This is a genomic window from Ensifer adhaerens (assembly GCF_001270265.1).
Classification (GTDB): Bacteria; Pseudomonadota; Alphaproteobacteria; order Rhizobiales; family Rhizobiaceae; genus Ensifer; species Ensifer adhaerens_B.
This window is the reverse complement of record NZ_LGAP01000009.1, coordinates 160,955-182,752: the sequence shown is the minus strand read 5'-3', so window position 1 is coordinate 182,752 and position 21,798 is coordinate 160,955. Positions and strand designations below refer to the sequence as shown.

Sequence of the window (21,798 nt, the reverse complement as noted above, 5' to 3'; positions counted from 1 at the left end):
CGCGAACGACCCGAGGAGAGCGGCCGATGCCGAAGACGGCCATCAGGAAACTTGCCAAGCCCGAACGGCGTGCGCAGCTCATCGAGACCTCAAAGGAAATCCTGCGGGAATGCGGCGCTGACGCCCTCACCCTCGGCCATCTTGCCGAACGCGCCGGCGTCAGCAAACCGATCGCCTATGAACACTTCGGCACCCGCGAAGGGTTGCTGATCGCACTTTCGCGCGAGATAGAGAGCCGTCACACGGAAAAACTGAAGAACGGCTTGCTGGAGGCGCCGGCCGAACTTGCATCCGTCGCCGGCATCATCAGCTCCGTCTATATCGGATGTGCCATCGAGAACGGCTCGGAATGGCAGGCAATGTCAGGCGCCCTGCGTGGCAACGCCGAGATGGACCGGGTGCAGCAGGAACTGGCCGACGACTATGTCGCGCTCATTGGCGCGGCCGTCGCCCCCTTCTCCAACCTTGACGACGACGATCTGCGCCTGCGTTGCGCGGGCATTGCCGGCGCTGCGGAAACGATTGCCAGGGAGTTCGTCCGGGGTCGCGCGACCGCGGAGAATGCGACTGCGAACCTCGCAGCCTTGATCGTCAACGGCATTGGCGCCTGATGCACAACGCTCCACAGCGGCCGCGATCGACCGGCTATTCGAACAATGGTCAGGCAACAAAAAACCCGGCCGCAAAGCGGACCGGGCCTTTGATGTTTGTTTCTGCCGGGCCGCATATGCGGCCCTGCGAAGATTTACTCGGACGCGGCCAGAGCCGGAGCTTCCGGAGGCGCTTCGCCTGAAGCTTCGCCTTCACCGGCAGCTTCATCGGCTGCACTGCGGCGCGGGCGGCGCGGGCGCGGTGCGCTGCGGCGGCGCGAGGCCGCACGGCCGGAAGCCGCTGGCGTTTCTTCTTCCATCGCCACTTCGGCTGGCGTGCCTTCGATGACGGGCTGCGGGCCCGAACCGTCGATCACCGGCTGGTGGTCGATCACCGGCTGCTGGTCGACGACCACGGGCGCGGCTGCAACCCGAGCCGGTGTTTCGTCGGCGTAGCCCTGATCCAGATCGTCCTGATCCTGGTCCTGGTCGTTGACATCCTGGCCGCGGAAATCCTGGCGCTCTTCGCGCTGGAAGCGATCCTGCATCTGCGCCTGTGCGGCTGCAATGATGCGGTTGTAATGCTCGGCATGCTGAAGATAGTTTTCAGCGATGACACGGTCGCCAGAGCTCTGCGCGTCGCGAGCAAGCGCCGAGTATTTCTCGGCGATATGCTGCGCGGTACCGCGAATCTTCACGTCCGGACCCGAACTATCATAGGTCCGTGTCAGGGGATTGGATCCCTTACGGTTATGACTGCTGTTGCTTCCGTTGTTGCTATTGTTGTTATTGTTGTTGTTATTCCGCCCGCGGCCGCGCTTGTTTTGCTGTCCTGGCCTCATAGTACATTCACCCGAATTCTCTTGATAATGATGATCATGTGGTTTCGTCTTCCGGCCGGATTCGTCCGCGCCCGACAGAGCGCGCGCCGGTGAGCCCGCACATTGGCGGCTTCGGCGCCGACTGGCGTCAAATTAACAGGTACCTGCACAAGGCACTGTTAAACCCTAGCAACTCTTTCTTGAGAGCAATCCCCGTGGCCAGGTCATACCGGAACGAATCTTAGGTCCATGACCATCTGCCCAGTGCGCGGGCAAACTAGCCCGCTTCCTCTGGGATTCCAAGCCCTTTCTTTGCGTCTGCAAGAAAGAAGATGCGCCAGTGCGGCATTTTTTCAACGGTCGAAGCTACGCTCGAAGATCAGAACCCGGTCGTTGCCGCCCAGATCCTTGGCTTCTTCGCGCAAACGGAAGTTCTCGGCATTAAACAATGCCGCAACCGCCTCTTTCTGATCGAAACCGATTTCCAAACCTATCACGCCGTTTGTCTCAAGATGATGACCAGCATGAAGGGCGATGGCACGATAGGCATCAAGGCCGTCGTCTCCGCCATCGAGCGCTGCAGCCGGATCGTGCAATCGCACTTCCGGCTCAAGCTCTACAACAACACTGGACCGTATATAAGGCGGATTTGAGACGATGACGTCGAAGCGACCCTCCACCTCTTCGAACCAGTTGCTGCGCACCGCCTCGAAACGGTCCGAAAGCCCGAGCAACTCGGCATTTGCACTGGCCGTCGCCAATGCGTCCTCGGATATATCGGTAGCCGTCCCACGCGCTTCAAGAACAGTGGACAGCAAGGCCAGGCAGATCGCCCCCGTCCCTGTGCCGAGATCGAGAAGCCGGCAGCTCCCCTTCGCCGCAACGGTGCGGCGCAGATGCGGGATCATGCGATCGACGAGCGTTTCCGTATCCGGCCTCGGCTCCAGCGTTTCCCGCGACAGCTTGAACGGCAGGCCAAAGAACTCCCGCTCGCCGAGAATGCGGTAGACCGGCTCGCGCGCGATCCGCCGCTCGACGGCGGCCCGGACCCTGGCGGCATCCGCCTCCGACACCGCATCCCTGCCGCGGGTCACGACATCCGTCAGCGAAAGTCCGAGCAGGCCCGAGATAAGATGGCGCGCGTCGAGCGCCGCATGCTCGATGCCGGCCGCCGTCAGGCGATCCCGACTTTCCGAAACGAGACGCGCGAGCGTGGCCGTCATCGCGATCAGCCCCGCTGCTCGCCCAGGAGGGCCAACTGGCTCGCCTGGTAATCGGCTAGCAGCGCATCGACGACTTCGTCGATTTCGCCCATCATCATTCGGTCGAGCTTGTAGAGCGTCAGGTTGATGCGGTGATCGGTGATGCGCCCCTGCGGAAAGTTGTAGGTCCGAATGCGCTCAGAGCGGTCGCCCGAACCGACCTGGCTCTTGCGATCGGCCGAACGTTCGCTGTCGGCGCGCTGACGCTCCATGTCGTAAAGCCGCGAACGCAGGACCTGCATCGCCTTGGCGCGGTTCTGGTGCTGCGACTTTTCCGAGCTCGTGACGACGAGACCGGTCGGGAGATGGGTGATGCGCACGGCGGAGTCTGTCGTGTTCACGTGCTGTCCGCCCGCGCCCGACGACCGCATGGTGTCGATGCGGATGTCCTCGGGCCGAACCTCGATATCGATCTCCTCGGCTTCAGGCAGCACGGCAACGGTTGCAGCCGACGTGTGAATGCGTCCGCTCGCCTCGGTTTCCGGGACGCGCTGAACCCGGTGCACGCCCGACTCGAACTTCAATCGCGCAAACACGCCGCGACCGGAAACTGTGGCGATGATTTCCTTGAAACCACCAGCTTCGCCGTCGCTGGCCGAAAGCACTTCGACCCGCCAGCCCTTGGCCGCCGCGTAACGCTCGTACATCCGGAAAAGATCGCCGGCAAACAGCGCTGCCTCCGAGCCGCCGGTTCCAGCGCGGATTTCGAGGATCGCGCTCTTTTCGTCGGCGGCATCCTTCGGCAAGAGCAGGATCTGGATCTCCTGTTCCAGTTGCTCGATCGCCTCAACGACCTCCGGCTTTTCCATCTCGGCCAGGTCGCGCATGTCCTTGTCGGTCGTCCTGTCGGCCAACATGACATTGATATCGCCAAGCTCGGCGGTCGCCTTCTCATAGGCGCGGATCTTGGTGACCACCGGCTGCAGTTCGGAATACTCCGACGCGAGCTTCACATAGACGTCGGCCGCAGGCCCTGCCGACATGCGGGCCTCGATCTCGCCGAACCGTCGTTCCAGTTCGCGCATTTTCTCAATGGGAAGCTTTGCCAAGTGTCACTCCAAATGCGCTTCGCCTCGCCCGGATCATAGCCCGGACGAGGACAAAAGCGCTTCAAATCTATCTAAACCGGGATGCCGTTCGCCGCAGCGAAGTCGATCAGGATCTGGCGAACCGGTGTCTGGCCGCGCGTGTCGTCGAGCGCCGCGTTCAGGACTTCGCCGAGTTTGCCGGCATCGAGAGCCAAAAGCATCGCCTTGATCGGTCCGACCGCCGTCGGCGACATCGACACCGAGCGGTAGCCGAGACCGAGCAACGCCATGGCCGACAAAGGCTTGCTCGCCATCTCACCGCACAGCGTCACCGGCGTCTGATGGCGTTCGCCGCCGCGCACGATATCGCGCAGGATTCTGAGGAAGGGCCGGCCAAGCACGTCGAAGCGCTCGGAGACGCGGGCATTGCCGCGATCGACCGCCATGGCGAACTGGAACAGATCGTTCGAGCCGACCGAAACGAAGTCCACCTCGCTCATCAACTCGTCAAGCTGCCACAAGAGCGCCGGCACTTCCAGCATGGCGCCGAACTGCAGCTTGCGCGGCAGTTGTTCGCCGAGCTTCGACTGGCGCTCGATTTCCTTTTGCAGCAGCTCGCGAGCTTCCTTCAGCTCCGAGACCTCGGTCACCATCGGCAGCATCAGTCTCAGTTCGGCGCCGGCAGCGGCGCGCAGCATGGCGCGAAGCTGGGTGCGCAGCAGGCCCGGCCGGTCGAGCGAAAGGCGGATCGCCCGCCAGCCGAGTGCCGGATTTTCCTCTTCCGCCGCACGGAAATAGGGAACCACCTTGTCGCCGCCGATATCAAGCGTGCGGAAGGTCACCGGCTTGCCGCCGGTCTGCTTCAGGACGCTGCGATAGAAGGCTTCCTGCTCTTCCGCCTTCGGCATGGTCGAGGCGATCATGAACTGCAGTTCGGTGCGGAAAAGGCCGATGCCCTCAGCACCCGCTTCGTTCAGATGCGGCAGGTCGACCAAAAGGCCGGCATTCATCTGCAACGTGATGCGCTTGCCGTCCTTGGTCAGTGGCTCGACGTCCTTGAGCGCCCGGAACTGCGCCTGTCGGCGAGCGCGGAAACGCACCTTTTCCTCGTAAGCGCGCTGCAGGTCGGCCAGAGGCCGCAGATGCACCTTGGCATCGTCGCCATCGATGATGACGGCATCGCGATTTTCGGCAAGCGCCACAGCGCCCGCCGCCTGGCCGACGACCGGAATGCCCATCGCACGGGCGACGATGACCACGTGGCTGGTGACGGCCCCCTCTTCAAGCACCAGGCCGCGGACGTTTTCGCGCGGATAGTCGAGAAGTTCGGCGGCACCCATGGCACGGGCGACGATCACCGCATCGGTCGGAAAGTCGCTTGCCGAAAGCTTGGCGCCATAGCCCGAAAGCTGTCGCAGCAGCCGGTTGGCGAGATCGTCGAAATCGTGCATGCGCTCGCGCAGATAGGGATCCGTCAGCCGGATCATGCGCGCCTTGGTCTCGCTCTGCACCCGTTCGACGGCGGCTTCCGCCGTCAGGCCGTTGCGGATCGCCTCTTCCAGCTTCCGCACCCAGCCGCGGTCATGGGCAAACATGCGATAGGTCTCGAGCACCGCGCGGTGCTCACCCTCCATCGACACTTCGCGACGCGACAGCATGTCGTCGATCGAGATGCGCAGCGACCCCAGAGCTTCGGCAAGCCGCTGCAATTCCTGGTCCGTATCCTCGTTCAAGAGATTGGTGACGACGATCCTCGGCTCGTGCAGCACGACATAGCCAAGGCCGATGCCCTCGCCGTAGCTGTTGCCGTCGATCGAGACCGGGCGGGACAGATCGAGCTCGAGGCCGGGCTTGGTGATCTTCTTCAACTCGCCGGTTGCGACCATTTCGGCCAGAACCATGGCAGTCGTTTCCAGCGCCTCGACCTCGTCTTCGCGGTAGTTGCGCATCGCCTTGTTCTGCACGACGAGAACGCCGAGCGCGCGGCCGGTGCGCAGGATCGGCACGCCGAGGAACGAGTGATAGATCTCTTCGCCGGTTTCCGGCAGGTAGGTAAAGGCGGGATGCGCCTGGGCGTCGGACAGGTTGAGCGGCCGCGCAGACGCGGCAATGGTGCCGACGAGGCCCTGCCCCATCTTCAACTGCGCCAGGTGGACGGCGGTCTTGTTCAGACCTTCGGTCGCGTAGAGTTCGAGCACGCCGTCGGAACGCAGCACATAGACCGAACACACTTCCGCGACCATGTTCTGTGCGATCTGGCGCACGATCCGGTCAAGGCGCTCCTGTGGCTCGAGCGGTTCCGCCATCAACTCGCGCAACCGCTTGAGGAGAACGCGCGGACCTGCGGAAAGGTCTCTCATCGCGTAGGGTCTCCCGAAATAGAGTAGACGGCGACAACGGGACGCGCGGCCAAAAACACCGCGAATCCCAAATCAATCACCGGTCGATTAACTCTTATCGAGACCGTAAGCGGAATGCAAAGTACGAACTGCCAATTCGGCATAGGGCCCGTCGATCAGGATCGAGATCTTGATTTCGGAGGTGGTGATCGCCTTGATGTTGATGCCCTTGTCGGCGAGCGCACGGAACGCCGACGCGGCAACGCCGGCGTGACTGCGCATGCCGATGCCGATGACCGAAACCTTGACGAGGCCGGCTTCCGACTGGATCACGTCGTAGCCGATCTTTTCCTTGTTGTCGCCAAGCACCCGGAGCGCCTTGTCGACATCGCCGGAGGGAACGGTGAAGGTCATGTCGGTCTTCGAACCATCTTCCGAGATGTTCTGGACGATCATGTCGACATTGATATGGGCTTCGGCCAACGGCCCGAAGATCGCGGCGGAAACGCCCGGCCGGTCGGCAAGACGGCGCAGCGAAATCTGGGCTTCATCCTTGGCATAGGCAATGCCGGTTACGACTTCCTGTTCCACGATTTCTTCCTCATCACAAATCAGCGTGCCGGGCGGATTGAGAAGGTCACCCATGCCCGGCGCATCGGGATCCTCGAAAGACGAACGCACGAAGGTACGGACCTTGTGCACCATGGCAAGCTCGACCGAGCGCACCTGCAGCACCTTGGCGCCGAGCGATGCCATTTCCAGCATTTCCTCGAACGCGATCTTTTTCAGACGCCGCGCCTTCGGCTCGATGCGCGGGTCGGTCGTGTAGACGCCGTCGACGTCGGTGTAGATGTCGCAACGGTCAGCCTTGACGGCAGCGGCAATCGCAACCGCCGATGTATCGGAGCCGCCGCGGCCAAGCGTCGCCAGGCGATTGTCCGGGCCAAGGCCCTGGAAGCCGGCGACCACGGCCACCTGGCCCTCGCCCATGCGGCGGATGATGTCGGCACCTTCGATGTCGAGAATGCGGGCGGCGCCATGAGCGTTGTCGGTGCGGATCGGAATCTGCCAGCCCTGCCAGGAGCGCGCATTGATGCCCATCGACTGCAGCGCGATCGCGAGAAGTCCAGAGGTCACCTGCTCGCCGGAGGCAACGACGGCGTCATATTCGCGCGCGTCGTAAAACGGAGCGTTGCTGCCGGCGACCTTGGGTATGTTCTGCACCCAGCCGACGAGTTCGTTGGTCTTGCCGGACATGGCGGAAACGACGACCGCGACCTCGTGGCCGGCGTCGACTTCACGTTTCACATGGCGAGCAACATTGTGAATGCGGTCCAAATCAGCGACGGAAGTTCCGCCGAATTTCATCACGATGCGTGCCATTTCGCCTCTACCGGTACCGAATGTTTGCGCGCGAGCGCGCGTGACAGGAAAGCGCCCCCCGTCGGCGCCCGACGGTCAAAAAGCTTGGGAGACTTCTCGGACATCGGCCAATCACCGCTTCGGGGAGCGGAAAGTCGCGGCGTCTCTTAGCGGATCGGGGCGCGCGGCGCAATGGCAAGAAGGCAGGAATAAGGCCCGCGTAACAGCAACCTGGCCGCACGCTGAGCAACAATATTGCCAATCGACATCACCTGGAGCAACAAACGGCCCGCCAGATAGCTTTACGGCTTTGCACATATGGCGAGAGCCATCTTCGGTCGCACCCGACCGTCGCCGCCCCGTTGAAAATTGCTCGCGCCGATGGTAAACCTGCGACGCAACTCGATTGTGAAAGGAGGGCTGCGTTGTGATGACTTTTTTCCGGCACCACCGCCAGCGTGGCCCCGTCAACGCCCTGCAGATGCGTTTGCAGGGCTGACCGGTACAATCGCTTCGCGTCCTCGCGAACCTTATCCCTGGTCTGCCCCAGTGTGGTGCGGCTGAAAACCGTTTCGGTTTGAACGCCTGCGCCGTTGTCCATTCCGAGCCGACGCGGCCCGAACATTGCACGATACCGTGCATCGGGTCCGACAATCCGCCCAACCCGGCAGAAGTCTTGCCGCCCGTGGATGTTTGCCGTCGCTCGCGCAGTCCAGAGAACGAACATGGCCTTGATCAATATCCGCAACCTCGGCGTCACCCTCAGCACGTCGCTCTTTTCCAACCTCAACCTTTCGATCGCGGCCGGCGATCGCCTCGGCATCGTCGCCGCCAACGGGCGCGGTAAATCCACCCTGCTCCGATCGATCGGCGGCAGCTTCGAGCCGACGACCGGCGAGATCACCCGCTCGCGCGGCCTGACCATCGGCCATGTGGAGCAGAACGTGCCGGCACAGCTGCTGCCGTTGTCGTTCCATGAGGCGGTTCTTTCAGCACTTTCGGCCGAACAGGCAGACAGCGAAAGCTGGCGTGTCGATATCGTGCTGGATTCGCTCGAGGTGCCGGAGGCGCTTCGCCAACGCGCCGTCGCGGACCTCAGTGGCGGCTGGCAGCGGCTGGCGCTCCTTGCACGTGTCTGGGTCACGGATCCCGACGCGCTGCTTCTCGACGAGCCGACCAACCATCTCGACCTGGCCAAGATCGCAAGGCTCGAGTCCTGGCTGAACGCGCTTGCGCGCGATGTGCCGGTGCTGATCGCCAGCCACGACCGCGCCTTCCTCGACGCCACCAGCAACCGCACGCTGTTCCTGCGCCCGGACCAATCTCCCGTCTTTGCACTCCCCTATTCGCAGGCGCGCGCGGCCGTCGACGAACTGGACGCCTCGGAAGAGCGGCGCTACCAGCGCGACATGAAGGTGGCGCAGCAATTGCGGCGGCAGGCGGCCAAGCTCAACAATATCGGCATCAACTCCGGCAGCGATCTGCTGACGGTGAAGACCAAGCAGTTGCGCCAGCGCGCCGACCGGCTGGAAGACGCGGCCAAGCCCGCCCATCAGGAGCGCTCCGCAGGTGCGATCCGCCTCACCAACCGCGGCACGCACGCAAAAATACTGGTGACACTTGACGATGTGGCGGTCGAAACACCCGATGGCACCCCGCTTTTCCGCACGGGAAAACGCTGGATCTGCCAGGGTGACCGCATCGTCCTGCTCGGCGAAAACGGCGCCGGCAAGACGAGGTTGGTCAACCTCATTCGCACCGCCATCGAAGAACCGGCACGCGCGCCCGAAACGCTGAAAGCCACGCCTTCCCTGGTGCTCGGCTATGGCGATCAGGCGCTTGCGGGTCTTTCGGACAAGGAGACGCCGCTTGCCGCCCTCTCCCGCCGGTTCTCGCTGGGCGACCAGAAGGTGCGTTCGCTGCTCGCCGGCGCCGGTGTCGGCATCGACATGCAGGACAAACCGCTCGGCCGGCTCTCCGGCGGCCAGAAGGCGCGCCTTGCCATGCTGGTGCTTCGCCTGCGCGAGCCCAACTTCTACCTGCTCGACGAGCCGACCAACCATCTCGACATCGAGGGCCAGGAGGCGTTGGAAGACGAGCTGATGAAAAACGAGGTGAGCTGCTTGCTGGTGTCCCACGACCGCAGCTTCGTGCGCAACATCGGCAATCGCTTCTGGTTGATCGACAAGCGCCGCCTCGTAGAGGTGGAAGACCCCGAGGATTTCTTCGCCTCAGCCGCACAGGGCGACATGGCCTGACGAGCAGGCGGCGCGCGGTGATACCGTGCGCCGCTATGCCATAGAGGCAACCGCAAGTGGCCAATGGCTTCGCCAGCAACGAACTTGACTGGGCGGCGCGATCGGGCGATATCGGACCCATGTGCGAACATGACGTCCATATCGTTGCGCGTTCGGCCGGCATCCCAACAGGCGGGATGCAGGGCGATAGAGCACGCTGACGAAAGAGCGTTCGCGCACCTGCAGCCTCGCCGGAAACGGACGGGGTTCTTCTTTTGACGGGTGCGCCGTCCATCGGCATTTTTGATGGAGAATGAAATGGCACAGAATATCTACGACAAACCGGAATTTTTCGAAGGCTACAGCCAGCTCGGCCGATCCGTGCACGGTCTCGATGGTGCGGCCGAATGGCCGGTAATCCGCGCCGCCCTACCGGATCTGACAGGCAAACGCGTGGTCGATCTCGGCTGCGGCTTCGGCTGGTTCTCGCGTTTCGCCCGCGAGCAGGGTGCCGCCCGCGTCCTTGGGCTCGACCTATCGGAGAACATGATCGCCCGTGCCCGACGCGACACGTCCGATCCGGCGATCGAATACGGCATCGCCGATCTCGACCAACTTGCACTCGAAGACGGCGCCTTCGACCTCGCCTACAGCTCGCTCGCATTCCACTATGTCGAGAATTTCGATCGCCTGGTTCAGGCGATCCACAATGCCCTGATGCCCGGCTCGCACCTGGTTTTCACCATCGAGCACCCGATTTACATGGCCTCGCTCACCCCGGGCTGGCAGGTTGGAGAAAACGGGGGGAAGCGTTGGCCGGTGGATCACTATTCCGTCGAAGGCCGACGCACCACGGACTGGCTGGCCAAGGGCGTGGTCAAGTACCACCGCACGATCGGCACCACGCTCAACGCATTGATGCGCGGCGGTTTCGCCATCCGTCACGTCGAGGAGTGGCACCCAACGCCGGCGCAGATCGACGCCAATCCGGATCTTGCCGAAGAGATGGAACGGCCGATGATCCTGATCGTCGACGCACAGAGATAAGACCGGCTGGAGCCCGGGGCCGAACCGCGCCCGGGCTTCGCCCATGCTGTCCCGCACGTTCATCCGATGCGGCTGTTGTCGGATTTGCCCGGCCGTGCGATCACGCAGACGACGTCGCTACGGTCGACCCTCTGGGTCCTGACCGTTTCCACGCTCCACCGGTTATCGGCAAGGCGGGTTTCAATCCGGTCGGAAATCTCGTCGACATTGCCCGAGGGCTCGTCGTGGAAGACGAGGAACCGGCCATTCGGCTTGAGGAACCGCGCAAGGACCGCAAGTTCGCGCGATGGATCGCCCCTGGCGAAGACACCGACGCGGATGGCGAACGCCGCATCGAAGCGCATGTCGCCAAAATCTGCCTCCGCCAGTTCCACGGTCTCAAAGACCGCCGTGCCGGCCGCAACATGGCTGGCGTTTCGTCGCCCGGCGGCAGCAATCATCGTCGCCGAGCGATCGATCGCGACGATGCGCCCATCGACGAGTTTCTCGCAGACGCCCGTGACCGCGACACCATGGCCGCAGCCGATTTCAAGCAACCGCTCCGATGACTGCGGCGCGATGGTTTCAACCGCCCAACCGATTCTGCTTTCCGCGTGCATGGCCGCTCCTCGCTCGAATTCGCCGTCGCCCGCGCAGCGATACCATGATCGGGTCAGCGCCAAGCCTGGCGATTCCGATATCAAAACAAAACCACTTGCAAAATAAAACTAGTTTTGCAATGATCCGTTTGTCGAAGAACAGGGCCGCAAATGGCGGCGAGCGAAAACGGGAGAAACGATTATGCGCAAGGTCATCATGTGGGACATGGTCAGTGTCGACGGCTTCTTCGAAGCACCCGATCACGACATCAGCTGGTTCGTCTTCGAGGATGAACTCGCGGCCTATATCGGCGAAACCCAACTCGAAGCCGATACCTTGCTCTTCGGCCGGGTCACCTACGAGATGATGGCGTCCTACTGGCCAGGGGCCGAAGGCGATATCGCCACCTTCATGAACGGCGTCGAGAAGTACGTCTTCTCCCGTTCGCTGAAAACTGGTGACTGGCACAACACCACGCTCGTTTCCGGCGACGCAGTCGCCGAAGTCGAACGCCTGAAGGCGCAGCAGGGCGGCACCATCTTCATCTTCGGCAGCGCGGATTTTGCCGCAGAGCTGGTGGAGAAAGGCCTCGTCGACGAATATCGGCTCGGCATCAACCCGGTCCTGCTCGGCGGCGGCGTCCCCCTCTTCAAGCCTCTGCCGAAACGCACCCCCCTCAAGCTTACCCACACGCGACCGCTCAAATCCGGTGTCGTCATCCTGCATTACCAGCCGCAGCCGGATGCCTGAGCGAAGGCTGCTCGACGTGGCACCGGACATCGCCGAACGCACGCGCGGCCGCTTCAGATGCGCTGTTGTGGCCGCTGCCCGCCTCTTGACATCCCTGCCCGATCGTCCGACTTCATCAGGCAGAATGAAGGAGATGGCAGCATGAGCGAGACAGCGCGCACGACGATCGACCAGAGCGAGGTAGACCGCTTTTCGGCCATGGCCGCCGAATGGTGGGACCCGACGGGAAAGTTCCGGCCGCTGCACAAGTTCAATCCCGTACGCCTCGCCTATATCCGCGACAAGGTAGCCGAGCATTTCGACCGTGATCCGAAGAGCCCGCAGCCGCTGAAGGGGCTGCGTCTGCTCGATATCGGCTGCGGTGGCGGTCTGCTGTCAGAGCCCATGGCCCGCATGGGGGCTGACGTCGTCGGCGCCGACGCTTCGGAAAAGAATATCGGCATTGCCAAGACCCATGCGGCCGGCAGCGGCGTTGCCGTGGATTATCGCGCCGTGACGGCCGAAGCACTTGCCGAAGCGGGTGAAAGCTTCGACATCGTTCTCAACATGGAAGTGGTCGAGCACGTCGCCGATGTCGACTTCTTCATGACCACCTGCGCCCATATGGTTCGCCCCGGCGGCCTGATGTTCGTCGCCACCATCAACCGCACGATGAAGGCGGCGGCGCTCGCGATCTTTGCGGCCGAAAATGTTCTGCGCTGGCTGCCGCGCGGCACGCATCAATACGAAAAGCTCGTGCGCCCGGAGGAACTGGAAAAGCCGCTGGTAGCCAGCGGCCTGGAGCTGACCGAGCGCACCGGTGTGTTCTTCAATCCGCTGTCCAACCAGTGGAACCTGTCGAAGGACATGGACGTCAACTACATGATTGTCGCCAAGCGCCCGCTTTAGCGGGAAGACCGCCAGCACCTCGGGCCTGCACCAAATCCGATGCAGAGCCCTTCGGCGACGCTGTTCGCCGGCGGGGTTTGCTTTTGGCTCGCCGCCTTAGTCGAGCTTCGGCCCGGCCTGCCATTCGTGCTGCAGCAGGGCGTAGATGAACTCGTCCCCCCAGGCTCCGTTGAACAGGTCGTTCTGGATCAGGTGCGCCTCGCGGCGCATGCCCAGGCGCTCGACGACGCCGACGGAGCCCGCGTTGAGTGGATCGAGGCGCGCAAAGATCCGATGGAAATTCAGCTTGGAGAAACCGAGCTCGAGCACCGCCCGCATCGCTTCGGTCGCATAGCCCTTGCCCGCAAAAGCCGGGTTGAAGATATAGCCGGTTTCCGCCTGTCGCGCCGGCTTGCTTGCAAGCTTCAACAGCACCTCGCCGACCAGCGCGCCATCCGCCCGTCGTTCGACGGCAAAGACTGCGACATCACCATCCTCATCGAGTCGCGGATTGCTCGCCTTGGCAAACTTGTCGCGCGCGCGCTCCTCGTCGAGCGGATCGGCATAGAGATAGCGATAAACCTCCGGCAGCCGGTGATAGGCATGGAAGCCGTCGAAGTCCTCAGGCGCAAAATGCCGGATCGTCAGGCGGTCGGTGGAAAGACGAAGGTCGGAAAGATCCATTGCTGTTAAAATCCCGGATTGCAAAGATCCGGAGATGGGAACCAACGATCTGTTTTTAAAGGGTGTTTCCGGGATTTCACCCGACGGCATGAAAATAGCTGACGTGAGGAGGCTTACCGGCTTGCGGCTTGCCGCTTAGTTGATCTCGTCGGGCAACACGGGCAGCGGCGCGATAGCGATGCCCTCTTCGAGAAGAGCGACTGCCTCTTCCACGGTCGCCTGGCCAATGAGACCACGTTCGTCCGCCTCGCCATAGTGGATCTTGCGGGCCTCTTCGGGAAAGCGGTCGCCGACATCCTCGGCATTTTCGCGCACCGCTTTTACCAGTTCGCGAATCTTGGCGACGGTTTCCTTCTGTGCCTGATCCATGACCAGCGCCCGCGTCGCTTCCTTCTTGCGCGCCGTCGCAATCGACGGCGCCATCAGCTGTTTGGCAACGGACGTAGAATTGCAGGTTGGACAGGAAACGAGCTTGCGGTCCATCTGGCGGTCGAAGTCGTCACTCGACGAGAACCAGCCCTCGAAAGCGTGGCCCTTATCGCAGGAAAGCGTGTAGCGGATCAAGCGGCAACACCTCCCTTGCCAGCGAGCAAGACGTGGTCCAGCGCAAAGCTGCGGGCGTTCCTGAGGTTCGGGATCTTGGCGCGGGCCGCATGCACGGCAGCCACGTCGATATCCGCCAGCACGATCCCCTCGCCAGCGCCACCCGCCGCCGCAAGCACCTTGCCCCAAGGGTCGATGATCATCGAATGACCGAAGGTCTCTCGCCCGTCCTCATGCACACCGCCCTGTGCCGCGGCGATGACGAAGAAGCCGTTCTCGATGGCGCGGGCACGCAGCAGGATCTCCCAGTGCGCTTCGCCGGTCTGCCGGGTGAAGGCCGCCGGCACCGACATCACCTGCGCACCCGCGACCGCCTGCTGGCGGAACAGCTCGGGGAAGCGAACGTCATAACAAATGGCAAAGCCCAACGTGCCGAAATCGAGGTCCGCCAGGCGCGCCGTGCTGCCAGGGCTATAGGCCGCGCTTTCGCGCCAGCTTTCGCCATTGTCGAGATCGACGTCGAACATATGGATCTTGTCGTAATCGCAGATCTTGGCGCCGTCCGGACCGAACAGGAAGCCGCGATTGGCGATCTTGCCGTCGGCAAGCGCAATTGCTGTCGATCCGACATGCAGATGAATGCCGAGCTCGCCAGCAAGCGCTGCCGCTTCGCGCACGATGGTGTCGTTCGCCTCATCCCTGAGCACAGCCCGCAAACCGGCGCGGTCGCGCTGGAGCGCTCCGGTCATCTCCGGCGTCTGGACATAGGTCGCCCCGTGCCCAGCCGCCTCGCGCACCAGCCGCGCCATCGTCTCGGCATTTCTTGCCGGATCGACGCCGGAACACATCTGGATGGCGGCAGCCTTGAATGTCATCGCAGTCGGGCTCCTCAGAGCATCTCAGGGAAACGTACGAAGCGTTTTCCCGTCAGGAAATGCGTAGAAACAGAAAGATAGAGCGCTTCCATAACTCTGTCTAAAGTGGAAACGGTTTAGGCGGCGAGCAGCTCGTCGAGTTTTCCGGCTCGCTCCAGTGCGTGCAGATCGTCGCAGCCGCCGACATGGATGTCGTTGATGAAGATCTGCGGGAAAGTGCTCCCGCCATGCGATTTCTCGATCATCTTCTGACGCACCTGGGGATCGTAAGTCGCATCATGTTCGAGGAACGAGACGCCCTTGGTTTCCAGAAGCTTTTTTGCAGCCGAGCAATAACCGCAGAACTGACGCGTATAAATAACGACCGAAGCCATGTTTCCTAACCGCTCCTTCACCGGCAACGATGCCGGACTTCCATTTGTCATATAAGACCGGACATGGCTCTTGCAAAGGTTAAAACCGTGACGTGTCCGGCCCCCGCCCGCTTCAGTGCGCGCGTCGCAGCCGTAACGGTGGCGCCGGTCGTATAGACGTCATCGACGAGAACGATGCGTTTTCCGATGAGACCTTGCTTACCGCTTTCGGTAACGGCAAAGGCGCCGCGAACATTGTCCTCGCGCGCCTTGGCGTCGAGCCCGACCTGTTTGGTGGTGCGGCGGACGCGGTGGAGCGTTGCCGGAAGATAGGGGCGACCGGACAGCGCGGCGACGGCGCGGGCAAGCTCCGCCGCCTGGTTGTATTTACGCCCCCACAGCCGGAAGGCATGCAGTGGCACCGGTATGATCGCATCCGCGGACGGGACGGCGCCGTCGCTCGCCCGGACCATCCATTCCGCCATCATCGGCGCGAGATCGGTACGGTCCCGATATTTCAATCCATGCACCAGTTCACGCGCGATGCCCTCGTGGATGGCAACGGAGCGCAGGCGGTCGAAGGCCGGCGGATCGGCGATCGCCTCTGGCGACACCGTCCCCTCGCCGTGATCATGGGCAAATGGCAGGCCGAGGATTTCGCAGTAGGGCCGCTCGATCAATTGAAGCGTCGACCAGCAGGGGGCGCAGACAGCCCGATGGCGGCCCATCAGCCGCCCACAGCCGCAGCAGACGGGAGGAAAGACGACGTCGACGAGATCGTTGCCGATCCGCCGCAGACAGGCCAGGCACTCCGCCAGCCCAAATTGCCGCTCTTCCCCGTTCATGAGGTTGACTTTGCCGTCATGTGGGTTTCTTTGCAGGACACTGGAACACCCTACAGTGCCGCGCGTCTTTTCAGACGCGCAAAGGGCGCTGTAGCACTTTGAATTTCAGCATGATTTTTCCCTTAAATCGGTTCCGCTCCAGGGAAGCAATCATGCTGTCGGAGCACAGTACCGTGGAAATCATCTTTGACCAGACCCTTGTCGAGGCGCACCGTCGCCGGGCGCTGCGCAATGCCGACCCGAAGGCGGCCTTCCTCCTCGATATCGTCGCACAGGAACTGGCCGACCGCGTCAGCGTGGTCGAGCGGCAGTTCGACAAGGCAATGGAATTGCACGGCTACACCGGCGCAACGGCACATCGCCTCCTGGAAACGGGCAAGGTCGGAATGGTCGAGCGGGTGGAAACCGACCCCGGCTTCGGCACGACCGCCATGCCGGTTGCTATTGCGCCGCTCGAGCGCATCCCCGCCGAGCCCGAGACACTCAATCTTCTCGTCTCCCCCCTGTCGCTGCATCTCACCAACGACACACCCGGCGCCTTCATCCAGGCGCGCCGGTCGCTGAAGCCCGACGGGCTTTTTCTGGCGGCAATTCCCGGCAATGGAACGTTGAACGAACTGCGCGAGGCGTTGCTTGCCGCTGAAGCCGAGTTGACCGGCGGTGCGAGCCCGCGTGTCATTCCCTTTGCCGACGTTCGCGACATGGGCGCATTGCTGCAACGGGCGGGCTTTGCCCTGCCGGTGGCGGACGCGGAAACCTATACGGTGCGGTACGATTCGCTCTTCGCACTGATCCGGGATTTGCGGGCGATGGGCATGACCAGCCCGCTGGCTGCCCGCAGCCGGACACCGGTGTCCCGGCGCTTTTTCCTGAGGGCTGCAGAAATCTATGCGGAACGCTTCTCCGACCCGGACGGCCGCATCCGTGCGACCTTCTCCGTCGTCTACCTCTCTGGCTGGGCGCCGCACGAAAGCCAGCAGAAACCGCTGAAGCCGGGCTCTGCCAAACAGCGGTTGTCGGAGGCGCTGGGGACGAAGGAAAGACCGGTCTAAAGCATTTCCAGGAAAGCCAGGAAATGCGTAAAAGCAAAGAGATAGAGCGTTTCTGCGCGTCCGTCTAAAGTGGAAACGCGCTAAAGCGGCCAGTCGACCACCATCAATTCATGGCGTTGCGGATCGTCGTCGTCAGCAGCTCGAAGATGGCCGTAAGCGCCGCCTGTATCTGCTCCATCCCGAGCAGCAGACTGACAGAAATGATGGCCGCGATCAGCCCATACTCCACCGCGGTGGCCCCGCTTCTATCGTGAATAAGGCGCTTCAGCGTGTTCATAGGTTCCCAGCCCGGTTGGAACTCACTTCCCGACCGGCAGACACGCAAGGAACCAGTCCGACGCGCCGCCCAGATCAGCAGCCACTCTTGCTGCCGTCAGCATCGATGATGCAGACCGCACCCGGCATTTCCTGAAGCACGCTGCGGCGCACGGTGTAGCGCTTCGTCGTGCCGTTCGAGGGGATCGAGCCGGTCGAAATATTGTCGTAGTCCACCGGCGTATTCGCCAGCATGCGCTTGTCCGTCTTCGAGGACAGCATCGGCGTCAGGATCAGCGTCAGTGCAATCACGGCTGTTCCAAACAGCAGCGACAGATTGAGCACGCCTGTCCGGCGGGACTGGCTCGTCACCATGTCCTTCTCCTGAACCGTCCTCCAGAAATCGTCGTCTACCATCCCAGCCTCACAAACGCATAAGATGCGGCGAACGGGAGCATCCTTCCCAAGCTTCGTTCTGCCACATTGCCCGAAACCGATACGCCGTCCGCTGAACGTTACGTACCGAAACTGATTTGAGGCTATCTTTGCGGGAGGGAGATAAACGATCGATTAATAATCGGTCGGTTTTTGGGTAGGTTCAGAGCAAATCCATCAGAAATGGGATAAGCGGCTCGTCGGCAGGAGGCATCGGGTAGTCGCGCAGCGCCTTGGAGCGCACCCATTTGATCGCCTGGCCCTCCCGCCCGATCGCCACGCCTTCATAGCGCCGGCAGACGTAAAGCGGCATCAGCAGATGGAAATCGTCGTAGGTGTGGCTGGCGAAGGTCAGCGGCGCCAGACACGCGACCTTGGTCTGGATGCCAAGCTCTTCGTCCAGCTCGCGGATCAGCGTTTCCTCCGGCGTCTCGCCGGGCTCCACCTTGCCACCGGGAAACTCCCAAAGGCCGGCAAGCGATTTGCCTTGAGGGCGCTGCGCCAGAAGGATTCGGCCGTCGGAATCCACCAATGCGCAGGCGGCAACGAGAATGATCTTCTTTCCGGTGGCATCCATCAATCAGGCCTTCGGCGTGCGGTAGAGATAGGTGTAGACGTCTGAGAAGCCGGCACCACGATAGAGCGCCAGCGCCGCCTCGTTGGCTGACTCGACCTGCAGCCATGCCTTCTTCGCGCCGCGCAGCCGCGCCCAGCGCAGCGAAACGTCGAGCAGGGCCTTGCCCACCCCCTGGCGGCGGAAGTGTTCGTCAACGGCAAACAGCATGATACCGGCGAGATCGTTGTCCTGAACGACAAGTGACACCGCCGTCGGGCCGCTCTCCACATCCTCGAAGAGAAACAGACCGCTTTCCGGCTTGATGGAATTGATGATCTCGGCGAGCGCCGCCTTGGTCTTGGGATCTTCCCTGCCGATGCGGATGCGCGCGTCGACGAAGCGGCCGACATCCTTGATCGGCAGATGGTCTATGCCATCGCCGAAGTCGCGCTCGGCGATATCAGCCATCATCACGATGCTATGGGAGAAGGCAGTCCAACCTTCGGCATCCATGTGTGCGATCAGCTGCGGCGGCGTCAACGGCGTCTGCCGCACGGTCAGCGGCCGGCCGTAATCGGCAAAACGCCGAGCAGCCTTTTCCAATCGGACGGGGATATCGCGGTAATCGGAAGGGTCGAGCGGATTGACGGAGTTGAGACGCTTGGAATCGTGGCCGGCATTCAGCCGGATCAGCCAGCTGCCGTCATAGTGAACCGACGCTGCCGGCCAGGCACGAAAACCGACTGCCTCAAGCCGCCGCACGCTCGGAAGATCAACCATCCGCTTGTCCTTGCCTTCAGCCGCAGCATCGCCTGCGGACGGCTGAGTCTCGTTCGATGTCATCTGCTTACCCCCAACAGGCCAAACCAATTACCGCAAGCAGCTCCGGGAGCTGCAAGCCCCCGGGAAAGACTGCTCGTAAAGGCGTCAGCTTCTGTAGTCGCCGTTGATTTCGACATATTCCTTGGTGAGGTCGCAGGTAAAGACCGTCGCACGTCCAGAACCGAGGCCGATATCGACACGGATCGGGATATCCTGCGCCTTCATGACTGCCGTGGCGGCCACTTCCGAATAGGTAGGATCGCGCTCGCCCTCGACGGCAACGCGCACATCGCCGAACCAGATCGCCAGCCGATCGCGCTCTGCCATCTCGCCGGATTTGCCGACGGCCATGACCACCCGGCCCCAATTGGCGTCCTCACCGGCAACCGCAGTCTTGACCAGCGGTGAGTTGGCGATCGAAAGCGCGATGCGCTTGGCAGCCGCATCGTTCTCGGCACCTTCCACCGTGACGGCAACCATCTTGCGCGCACCCTCGCCGTCGCGAACGACCTGGAGAGCCAGATCGCGCAGCAGGTCGTTAAGTGCCGTCCGGAAGGCGTCGAGCTTCGCATCGGATGCATCCGTGACTTTCTGCTGGCCATCGCCGGCGGCGGCACCGGTCGCAAACAGCATCAGCGTATCCGACGTCGAGGTGTCGCTGTCGACGGTGACCGAATTGAAGGTCGGGCCGACGCCGGCCGAAAGCAGCGCCTGCAGTGCCGCCGGCGCAATGTCGGCGTCGGTGACGACGAAGGAAAGCATCGTCGCCATATCAGGCGCGATCATGCCTGCGCCCTTGGCGATGCCGTTGATCGTGACCTTCACGCCACCGATCTCGGCGCTGCGGGTGGCGACCTTCGGATAGGTGTCCGTGGTCATGATCGCCTTGGCCGCCTCGAACCAGAAGTCTTGGCGGCCGGCAACCGCGAGATCGTCGAGCACGCCTGCAAACTTCGTCGCATCCAGCGGTTCGCCGATGACGCCGGTCGAGGCAAGAAACACCTCGCTCTCGGCGCAACCGACCGCCTTCGCCGCCGACTTCGCGGTCAGCTCCGTCGCCTCGCGGCCCTTCTTGCCGGTGAAGGCATTGGCGTTACCGGAATTGACGACGACTGCACGCGCAACGCCGCCGCCAAGGTTCTGGCGGCAGAAGTCGACAGGCGCAGAGGGGCACTTGGAGCGCGTGAACACGCCGGCAACGGCAGCAGGCTGGTCGAAAACCATCATCAGCACATCGGTACGGTTCTTGTACTTGATGCCGGCAGCGGCAGTTGCCATGCGCACGCCACGCAAGGCGGGCATTTCGGCAAAGGTTTTCGGAGCGAGCGGAGAGACGGAACCGGACATGGGAAACCTGCGTGAAGACCGTGGGATCAAGGTGAAGTTGCGACAAATGCCCGATCGGCTTTCGGGCCGTCGGGCATCGACAAGAAACGTTGATCGGCGGGCCCGCCGTTAGGCAGGACTCGCCGGTCGAAAATTACTTGGCTTCCTGCGCCTTGTTGGCCTCGTCATAGGCCTTCTTCAGAGCCGGATCGGAAATCTCGACACCGGCGTCCTTCTTGGCAGCAGCAAGCAGCTCAACGTATTTGTCGCGCATGACAAGCTGACGAACCTGCGGCTCGACCTGCTCCAGTGTCGGCGGCGCCTGCGGGCGCTTGTCTTCGACCAGGATGACGTGGAAGCCGAACTGCGTCTTCACCGGCGTCTTGGTATAGGCGCCCTTGTCGAGCGTGAACACGACGGCTTCGAATTCCGGAACCATGCGGCCCTTGGTGAAGTAGCCGAGGTCGCCGCCGTCGTCCTTGTTCGGATCGGAGGACTTGGCCTTGGCGAGTTCGACGAAGCTCTTGCCGGCGTCGAGTTCCTTGATGATTTCCTTGGCCTCTTCCTCGGTCTTGACGAGGATGTGACGCGCCTTGATCTCTTCCTGAACGGGAACGGCCGCGATTTCCTTGTCGTAGCGCGCCTTCACTTCTTCCTTGGTGATCGCGTCGACGACGTGCTTCTTGAAGAAGGCGTTGTGCAGTTCGCGCTCAGTCAGGTAGGCGAGACGCTGCTTGAAGGTCGCATCGTCCTGAAGGCCTTCCTTCTCTGCCGTCTTCGACAGAAGCTTGACGTCGATGACGGCCGACAGCGCGGCAGCACGCTTCTGCTCTTCCGGCATCTGCTGGAGCTGCGGGTCGAGACCGCCAAGGGCGAGATTGAGCTCGGACTGGCGCACTTCCTCGCCACCGACGGTCGCAATGACCGGGTCCGCGTCTTCGGCGCGCGCGACACCATGAACGGCGATCGCCGCAACCAGGGCCGCAGCGGCCAGGGTTTTCAACTTCGACATGCTCGTAACCTTTCACCTTTGGCCGTCAACGCGATTGCATCGGGCTTGTGGCGGCTGAACACCACCAGAATGTGGCCGTTCTGTAGCCGTCCGGCCATGCAAGTGCGTTGACATAATTCGACCCCCCTCTTATCTGTCACGCAACCTCGCGTCCAGAA

At 62.4% G+C, this 21,798-nt stretch carries 23 protein-coding genes; 6 read left to right on the top strand and 17 right to left on the bottom strand.

Features of this window, described 5'->3' with window-relative positions:
• Positions 1 to 26: 26 nt before the first annotated feature.
• Complete coding sequence (locus tag AC244_RS16330) at positions 27 to 611, top strand: TetR/AcrR family transcriptional regulator (protein ID WP_053249863.1); 585 nt, start codon at positions 27 to 29, stop codon at positions 609 to 611.
• 134 nt (positions 612 to 745) lie between these two features.
• On the opposite strand, the gene AC244_RS16325 is transcribed toward AC244_RS16330, so the two are convergent.
• The 5 genes from AC244_RS16325 to AC244_RS16305 form a co-directional block, all read right to left on the bottom strand.
• The gene (locus AC244_RS16325) at positions 746 to 1,432 is read right to left on the bottom strand and encodes a DUF4167 domain-containing protein (RefSeq protein WP_053249862.1); all 687 of its coding nucleotides are present in this window, start codon (positions 1,430 to 1,432) and stop codon (positions 746 to 748) included.
• 332 nt (positions 1,433 to 1,764) lie between these two features.
• Positions 1,765 to 2,634, bottom strand: a complete 870-nt coding sequence (gene prmC, locus AC244_RS16320) for a peptide chain release factor N(5)-glutamine methyltransferase (protein ID WP_053249861.1) — start codon at positions 2,632 to 2,634, stop codon at positions 1,765 to 1,767.
• A gap of 5 nt (positions 2,635 to 2,639) precedes the next feature.
• Complete coding sequence (prfA, locus tag AC244_RS16315) at positions 2,640 to 3,722, bottom strand: peptide chain release factor 1 (RefSeq protein WP_053249860.1); 1,083 nt, start codon at positions 3,720 to 3,722, stop codon at positions 2,640 to 2,642.
• A gap of 71 nt (positions 3,723 to 3,793) precedes the next feature.
• A complete protein-coding gene (gene ptsP / locus AC244_RS16310) occupies positions 3,794 to 6,061 on the bottom strand; it encodes a phosphoenolpyruvate--protein phosphotransferase (protein WP_053249859.1) in 2,268 nt (755 codons plus the stop codon).
• Positions 6,062 to 6,148: 87 nt separating this feature from the next.
• A complete protein-coding gene (locus AC244_RS16305) occupies positions 6,149 to 7,423 on the bottom strand; it encodes an aspartate kinase (protein WP_053249858.1) in 1,275 nt (424 codons plus the stop codon).
• A gap of 704 nt (positions 7,424 to 8,127) precedes the next feature.
• On the opposite strand from AC244_RS16305, the gene AC244_RS16300 reads away from it, so the two are divergent.
• A complete protein-coding gene (locus tag AC244_RS16300) occupies positions 8,128 to 9,660 on the top strand; it encodes an ABC-F family ATP-binding cassette domain-containing protein (RefSeq protein WP_053249857.1) in 1,533 nt (510 codons plus the stop codon).
• A 297-nt stretch (positions 9,661 to 9,957) separates the two neighbouring features.
• Complete coding sequence (locus AC244_RS16295) at positions 9,958 to 10,686, top strand: class I SAM-dependent methyltransferase (RefSeq protein ID WP_053249856.1); 729 nt, start codon at positions 9,958 to 9,960, stop codon at positions 10,684 to 10,686.
• A gap of 59 nt (positions 10,687 to 10,745) precedes the next feature.
• Here AC244_RS16295 and AC244_RS16290 read toward each other — a convergent pair whose 3' ends face one another.
• Positions 10,746 to 11,285, bottom strand: coding sequence for a methyltransferase (locus AC244_RS16290; protein WP_053249855.1), 540 nt, complete (start codon positions 11,283 to 11,285; stop codon positions 10,746 to 10,748).
• Positions 11,286 to 11,466: 181 nt separating this feature from the next.
• Between AC244_RS16290 and AC244_RS16285 the strand changes: the two genes are divergently transcribed.
• Together AC244_RS16285 and ubiG are read left to right on the top strand one after the other, a co-directional pair.
• Positions 11,467 to 12,015: a dihydrofolate reductase family protein gene (locus tag AC244_RS16285; protein WP_053249854.1), complete on the top strand. Its 549-nt coding sequence runs from the start codon at positions 11,467 to 11,469 to the stop codon at positions 12,013 to 12,015.
• A gap of 141 nt (positions 12,016 to 12,156) precedes the next feature.
• Complete coding sequence (ubiG, locus tag AC244_RS16280) at positions 12,157 to 12,903, top strand: bifunctional 2-polyprenyl-6-hydroxyphenol methylase/3-demethylubiquinol 3-O-methyltransferase UbiG (protein ID WP_053249853.1); 747 nt, start codon at positions 12,157 to 12,159, stop codon at positions 12,901 to 12,903.
• A 96-nt stretch (positions 12,904 to 12,999) separates the two neighbouring features.
• Here ubiG and AC244_RS16275 read toward each other — a convergent pair whose 3' ends face one another.
• The 5 genes from AC244_RS16275 to AC244_RS16255 form a co-directional block, all read right to left on the bottom strand.
• Entirely contained in the window at positions 13,000 to 13,566 is a 567-nt protein-coding gene (locus AC244_RS16275) for a GNAT family N-acetyltransferase (protein ID WP_053249852.1), read from the bottom strand.
• Between the two features lie 135 nt (positions 13,567 to 13,701).
• Positions 13,702 to 14,130, bottom strand: a complete 429-nt coding sequence (locus AC244_RS16270) for a DUF1178 family protein (protein WP_053249851.1) — start codon at positions 14,128 to 14,130, stop codon at positions 13,702 to 13,704.
• A complete protein-coding gene (locus AC244_RS16265) occupies positions 14,127 to 14,984 on the bottom strand; it encodes a carbon-nitrogen hydrolase family protein (protein WP_053249850.1) in 858 nt (285 codons plus the stop codon). The genes AC244_RS16270 and AC244_RS16265 overlap by 4 nt, the downstream gene beginning before the upstream one ends.
• 116 nt (positions 14,985 to 15,100) lie before the next feature.
• Positions 15,101 to 15,358: a glutaredoxin 3 gene (gene grxC, locus AC244_RS16260; RefSeq protein ID WP_053249849.1), complete on the bottom strand. Its 258-nt coding sequence runs from the start codon at positions 15,356 to 15,358 to the stop codon at positions 15,101 to 15,103.
• 47 nt (positions 15,359 to 15,405) lie between these two features.
• Positions 15,406 to 16,182: a ComF family protein gene (locus AC244_RS16255; RefSeq protein WP_053249848.1), complete on the bottom strand. Its 777-nt coding sequence runs from the start codon at positions 16,180 to 16,182 to the stop codon at positions 15,406 to 15,408.
• A 173-nt stretch (positions 16,183 to 16,355) separates the two neighbouring features.
• Here AC244_RS16255 and AC244_RS16250 point away from each other — a divergent pair, with 173 nt between their 5' ends.
• A complete protein-coding gene (locus AC244_RS16250) occupies positions 16,356 to 17,234 on the top strand; it encodes an SAM-dependent methyltransferase (RefSeq protein ID WP_053249887.1) in 879 nt (292 codons plus the stop codon).
• 103 nt (positions 17,235 to 17,337) lie between these two features.
• Here AC244_RS16250 and AC244_RS16245 read toward each other — a convergent pair whose 3' ends face one another.
• The 6 genes from AC244_RS16245 to AC244_RS16220 form a co-directional block, all read right to left on the bottom strand.
• On the bottom strand, positions 17,338 to 17,511 hold the full coding sequence (locus AC244_RS16245; protein WP_053249847.1) for a Flp family type IVb pilin: 174 nt from the start codon (positions 17,509 to 17,511) through the stop codon (positions 17,338 to 17,340).
• 74 nt (positions 17,512 to 17,585) lie between these two features.
• The gene (locus AC244_RS16240; protein WP_053249846.1) at positions 17,586 to 17,906 is read right to left on the bottom strand and encodes a hypothetical protein; all 321 of its coding nucleotides are present in this window, start codon (positions 17,904 to 17,906) and stop codon (positions 17,586 to 17,588) included.
• 181 nt (positions 17,907 to 18,087) lie between these two features.
• Positions 18,088 to 18,501 carry an 8-oxo-dGTP diphosphatase MutT gene (gene mutT / locus AC244_RS16235; protein ID WP_053249845.1) on the bottom strand — a complete coding sequence of 138 codons (414 nt, stop codon included), beginning with the start codon at positions 18,499 to 18,501 and terminating at the stop codon, positions 18,088 to 18,090.
• Positions 18,502 to 18,504: 3 nt separating this feature from the next.
• On the bottom strand, positions 18,505 to 19,323 hold the full coding sequence (locus AC244_RS16230; RefSeq protein ID WP_053249844.1) for a GNAT family N-acetyltransferase: 819 nt from the start codon (positions 19,321 to 19,323) through the stop codon (positions 18,505 to 18,507).
• An 84-nt stretch (positions 19,324 to 19,407) separates the two neighbouring features.
• Positions 19,408 to 20,649, bottom strand: a complete 1,242-nt coding sequence (gene argJ / locus AC244_RS16225; protein ID WP_053249843.1) for a bifunctional glutamate N-acetyltransferase/amino-acid acetyltransferase ArgJ — start codon at positions 20,647 to 20,649, stop codon at positions 19,408 to 19,410.
• 133 nt (positions 20,650 to 20,782) lie between these two features.
• Entirely contained in the window at positions 20,783 to 21,640 is an 858-nt protein-coding gene (locus tag AC244_RS16220; protein WP_053249842.1) for a peptidylprolyl isomerase, read from the bottom strand.
• Positions 21,641 to 21,798: the final 158 nt, after the last annotated feature.

Excerpts from the sequence above, each read along its gene's own strand:
- AC244_RS16300 (WP_053249857.1), top strand. The coding sequence starts at position 8,128 with ATGGCCTTGATCAATATCCGCAACCTCGGCGTCACCCTCAGCACGTCG.
- AC244_RS16330 (WP_053249863.1), top strand. The coding sequence starts at position 27 with ATGCCGAAGACGGCCATCAGGAAACTTGCCAAGCCCGAACGGCGTGCG.
- AC244_RS16240 (WP_053249846.1), bottom strand. The coding sequence starts at position 17,906 with ATGGTAGACGACGATTTCTGGAGGACGGTTCAGGAGAAGGACATGGTG.
- AC244_RS16255 (WP_053249848.1), bottom strand. The coding sequence starts at position 16,182 with ATGAACGGGGAAGAGCGGCAATTTGGGCTGGCGGAGTGCCTGGCCTGT.
- AC244_RS16220 (WP_053249842.1), bottom strand. The coding sequence starts at position 21,640 with ATGTCGAAGTTGAAAACCCTGGCCGCTGCGGCCCTGGTTGCGGCGATC.
- argJ (WP_053249843.1), bottom strand. The coding sequence starts at position 20,649 with ATGTCCGGTTCCGTCTCTCCGCTCGCTCCGAAAACCTTTGCCGAAATG.
- AC244_RS16305 (WP_053249858.1), bottom strand. The coding sequence starts at position 7,423 with ATGGCACGCATCGTGATGAAATTCGGCGGAACTTCCGTCGCTGATTTG.
- grxC (WP_053249849.1), bottom strand. The coding sequence starts at position 15,358 with ATGGCTTCGGTCGTTATTTATACGCGTCAGTTCTGCGGTTATTGCTCG.
- mutT (WP_053249845.1), bottom strand. The coding sequence starts at position 18,501 with ATGGATGCCACCGGAAAGAAGATCATTCTCGTTGCCGCCTGCGCATTG.
- AC244_RS16295 (WP_053249856.1), top strand. The coding sequence starts at position 9,958 with ATGGCACAGAATATCTACGACAAACCGGAATTTTTCGAAGGCTACAGC.
- ubiG (WP_053249853.1), top strand. The coding sequence starts at position 12,157 with ATGAGCGAGACAGCGCGCACGACGATCGACCAGAGCGAGGTAGACCGC.
- AC244_RS16290 (WP_053249855.1), bottom strand. The coding sequence starts at position 11,285 with ATGCACGCGGAAAGCAGAATCGGTTGGGCGGTTGAAACCATCGCGCCG.
- prmC (WP_053249861.1), bottom strand. The coding sequence starts at position 2,634 with ATGACGGCCACGCTCGCGCGTCTCGTTTCGGAAAGTCGGGATCGCCTG.
- AC244_RS16245 (WP_053249847.1), bottom strand. The coding sequence starts at position 17,511 with ATGAACACGCTGAAGCGCCTTATTCACGATAGAAGCGGGGCCACCGCG.
- AC244_RS16285 (WP_053249854.1), top strand. The coding sequence starts at position 11,467 with ATGCGCAAGGTCATCATGTGGGACATGGTCAGTGTCGACGGCTTCTTC.
- AC244_RS16265 (WP_053249850.1), bottom strand. The coding sequence starts at position 14,984 with ATGACATTCAAGGCTGCCGCCATCCAGATGTGTTCCGGCGTCGATCCG.
- AC244_RS16230 (WP_053249844.1), bottom strand. The coding sequence starts at position 19,323 with ATGACATCGAACGAGACTCAGCCGTCCGCAGGCGATGCTGCGGCTGAA.
- AC244_RS16275 (WP_053249852.1), bottom strand. The coding sequence starts at position 13,566 with ATGGATCTTTCCGACCTTCGTCTTTCCACCGACCGCCTGACGATCCGG.
- ptsP (WP_053249859.1), bottom strand. The coding sequence starts at position 6,061 with ATGAGAGACCTTTCCGCAGGTCCGCGCGTTCTCCTCAAGCGGTTGCGC.
- AC244_RS16325 (WP_053249862.1), bottom strand. The coding sequence starts at position 1,432 with ATGAGGCCAGGACAGCAAAACAAGCGCGGCCGCGGGCGGAATAACAAC.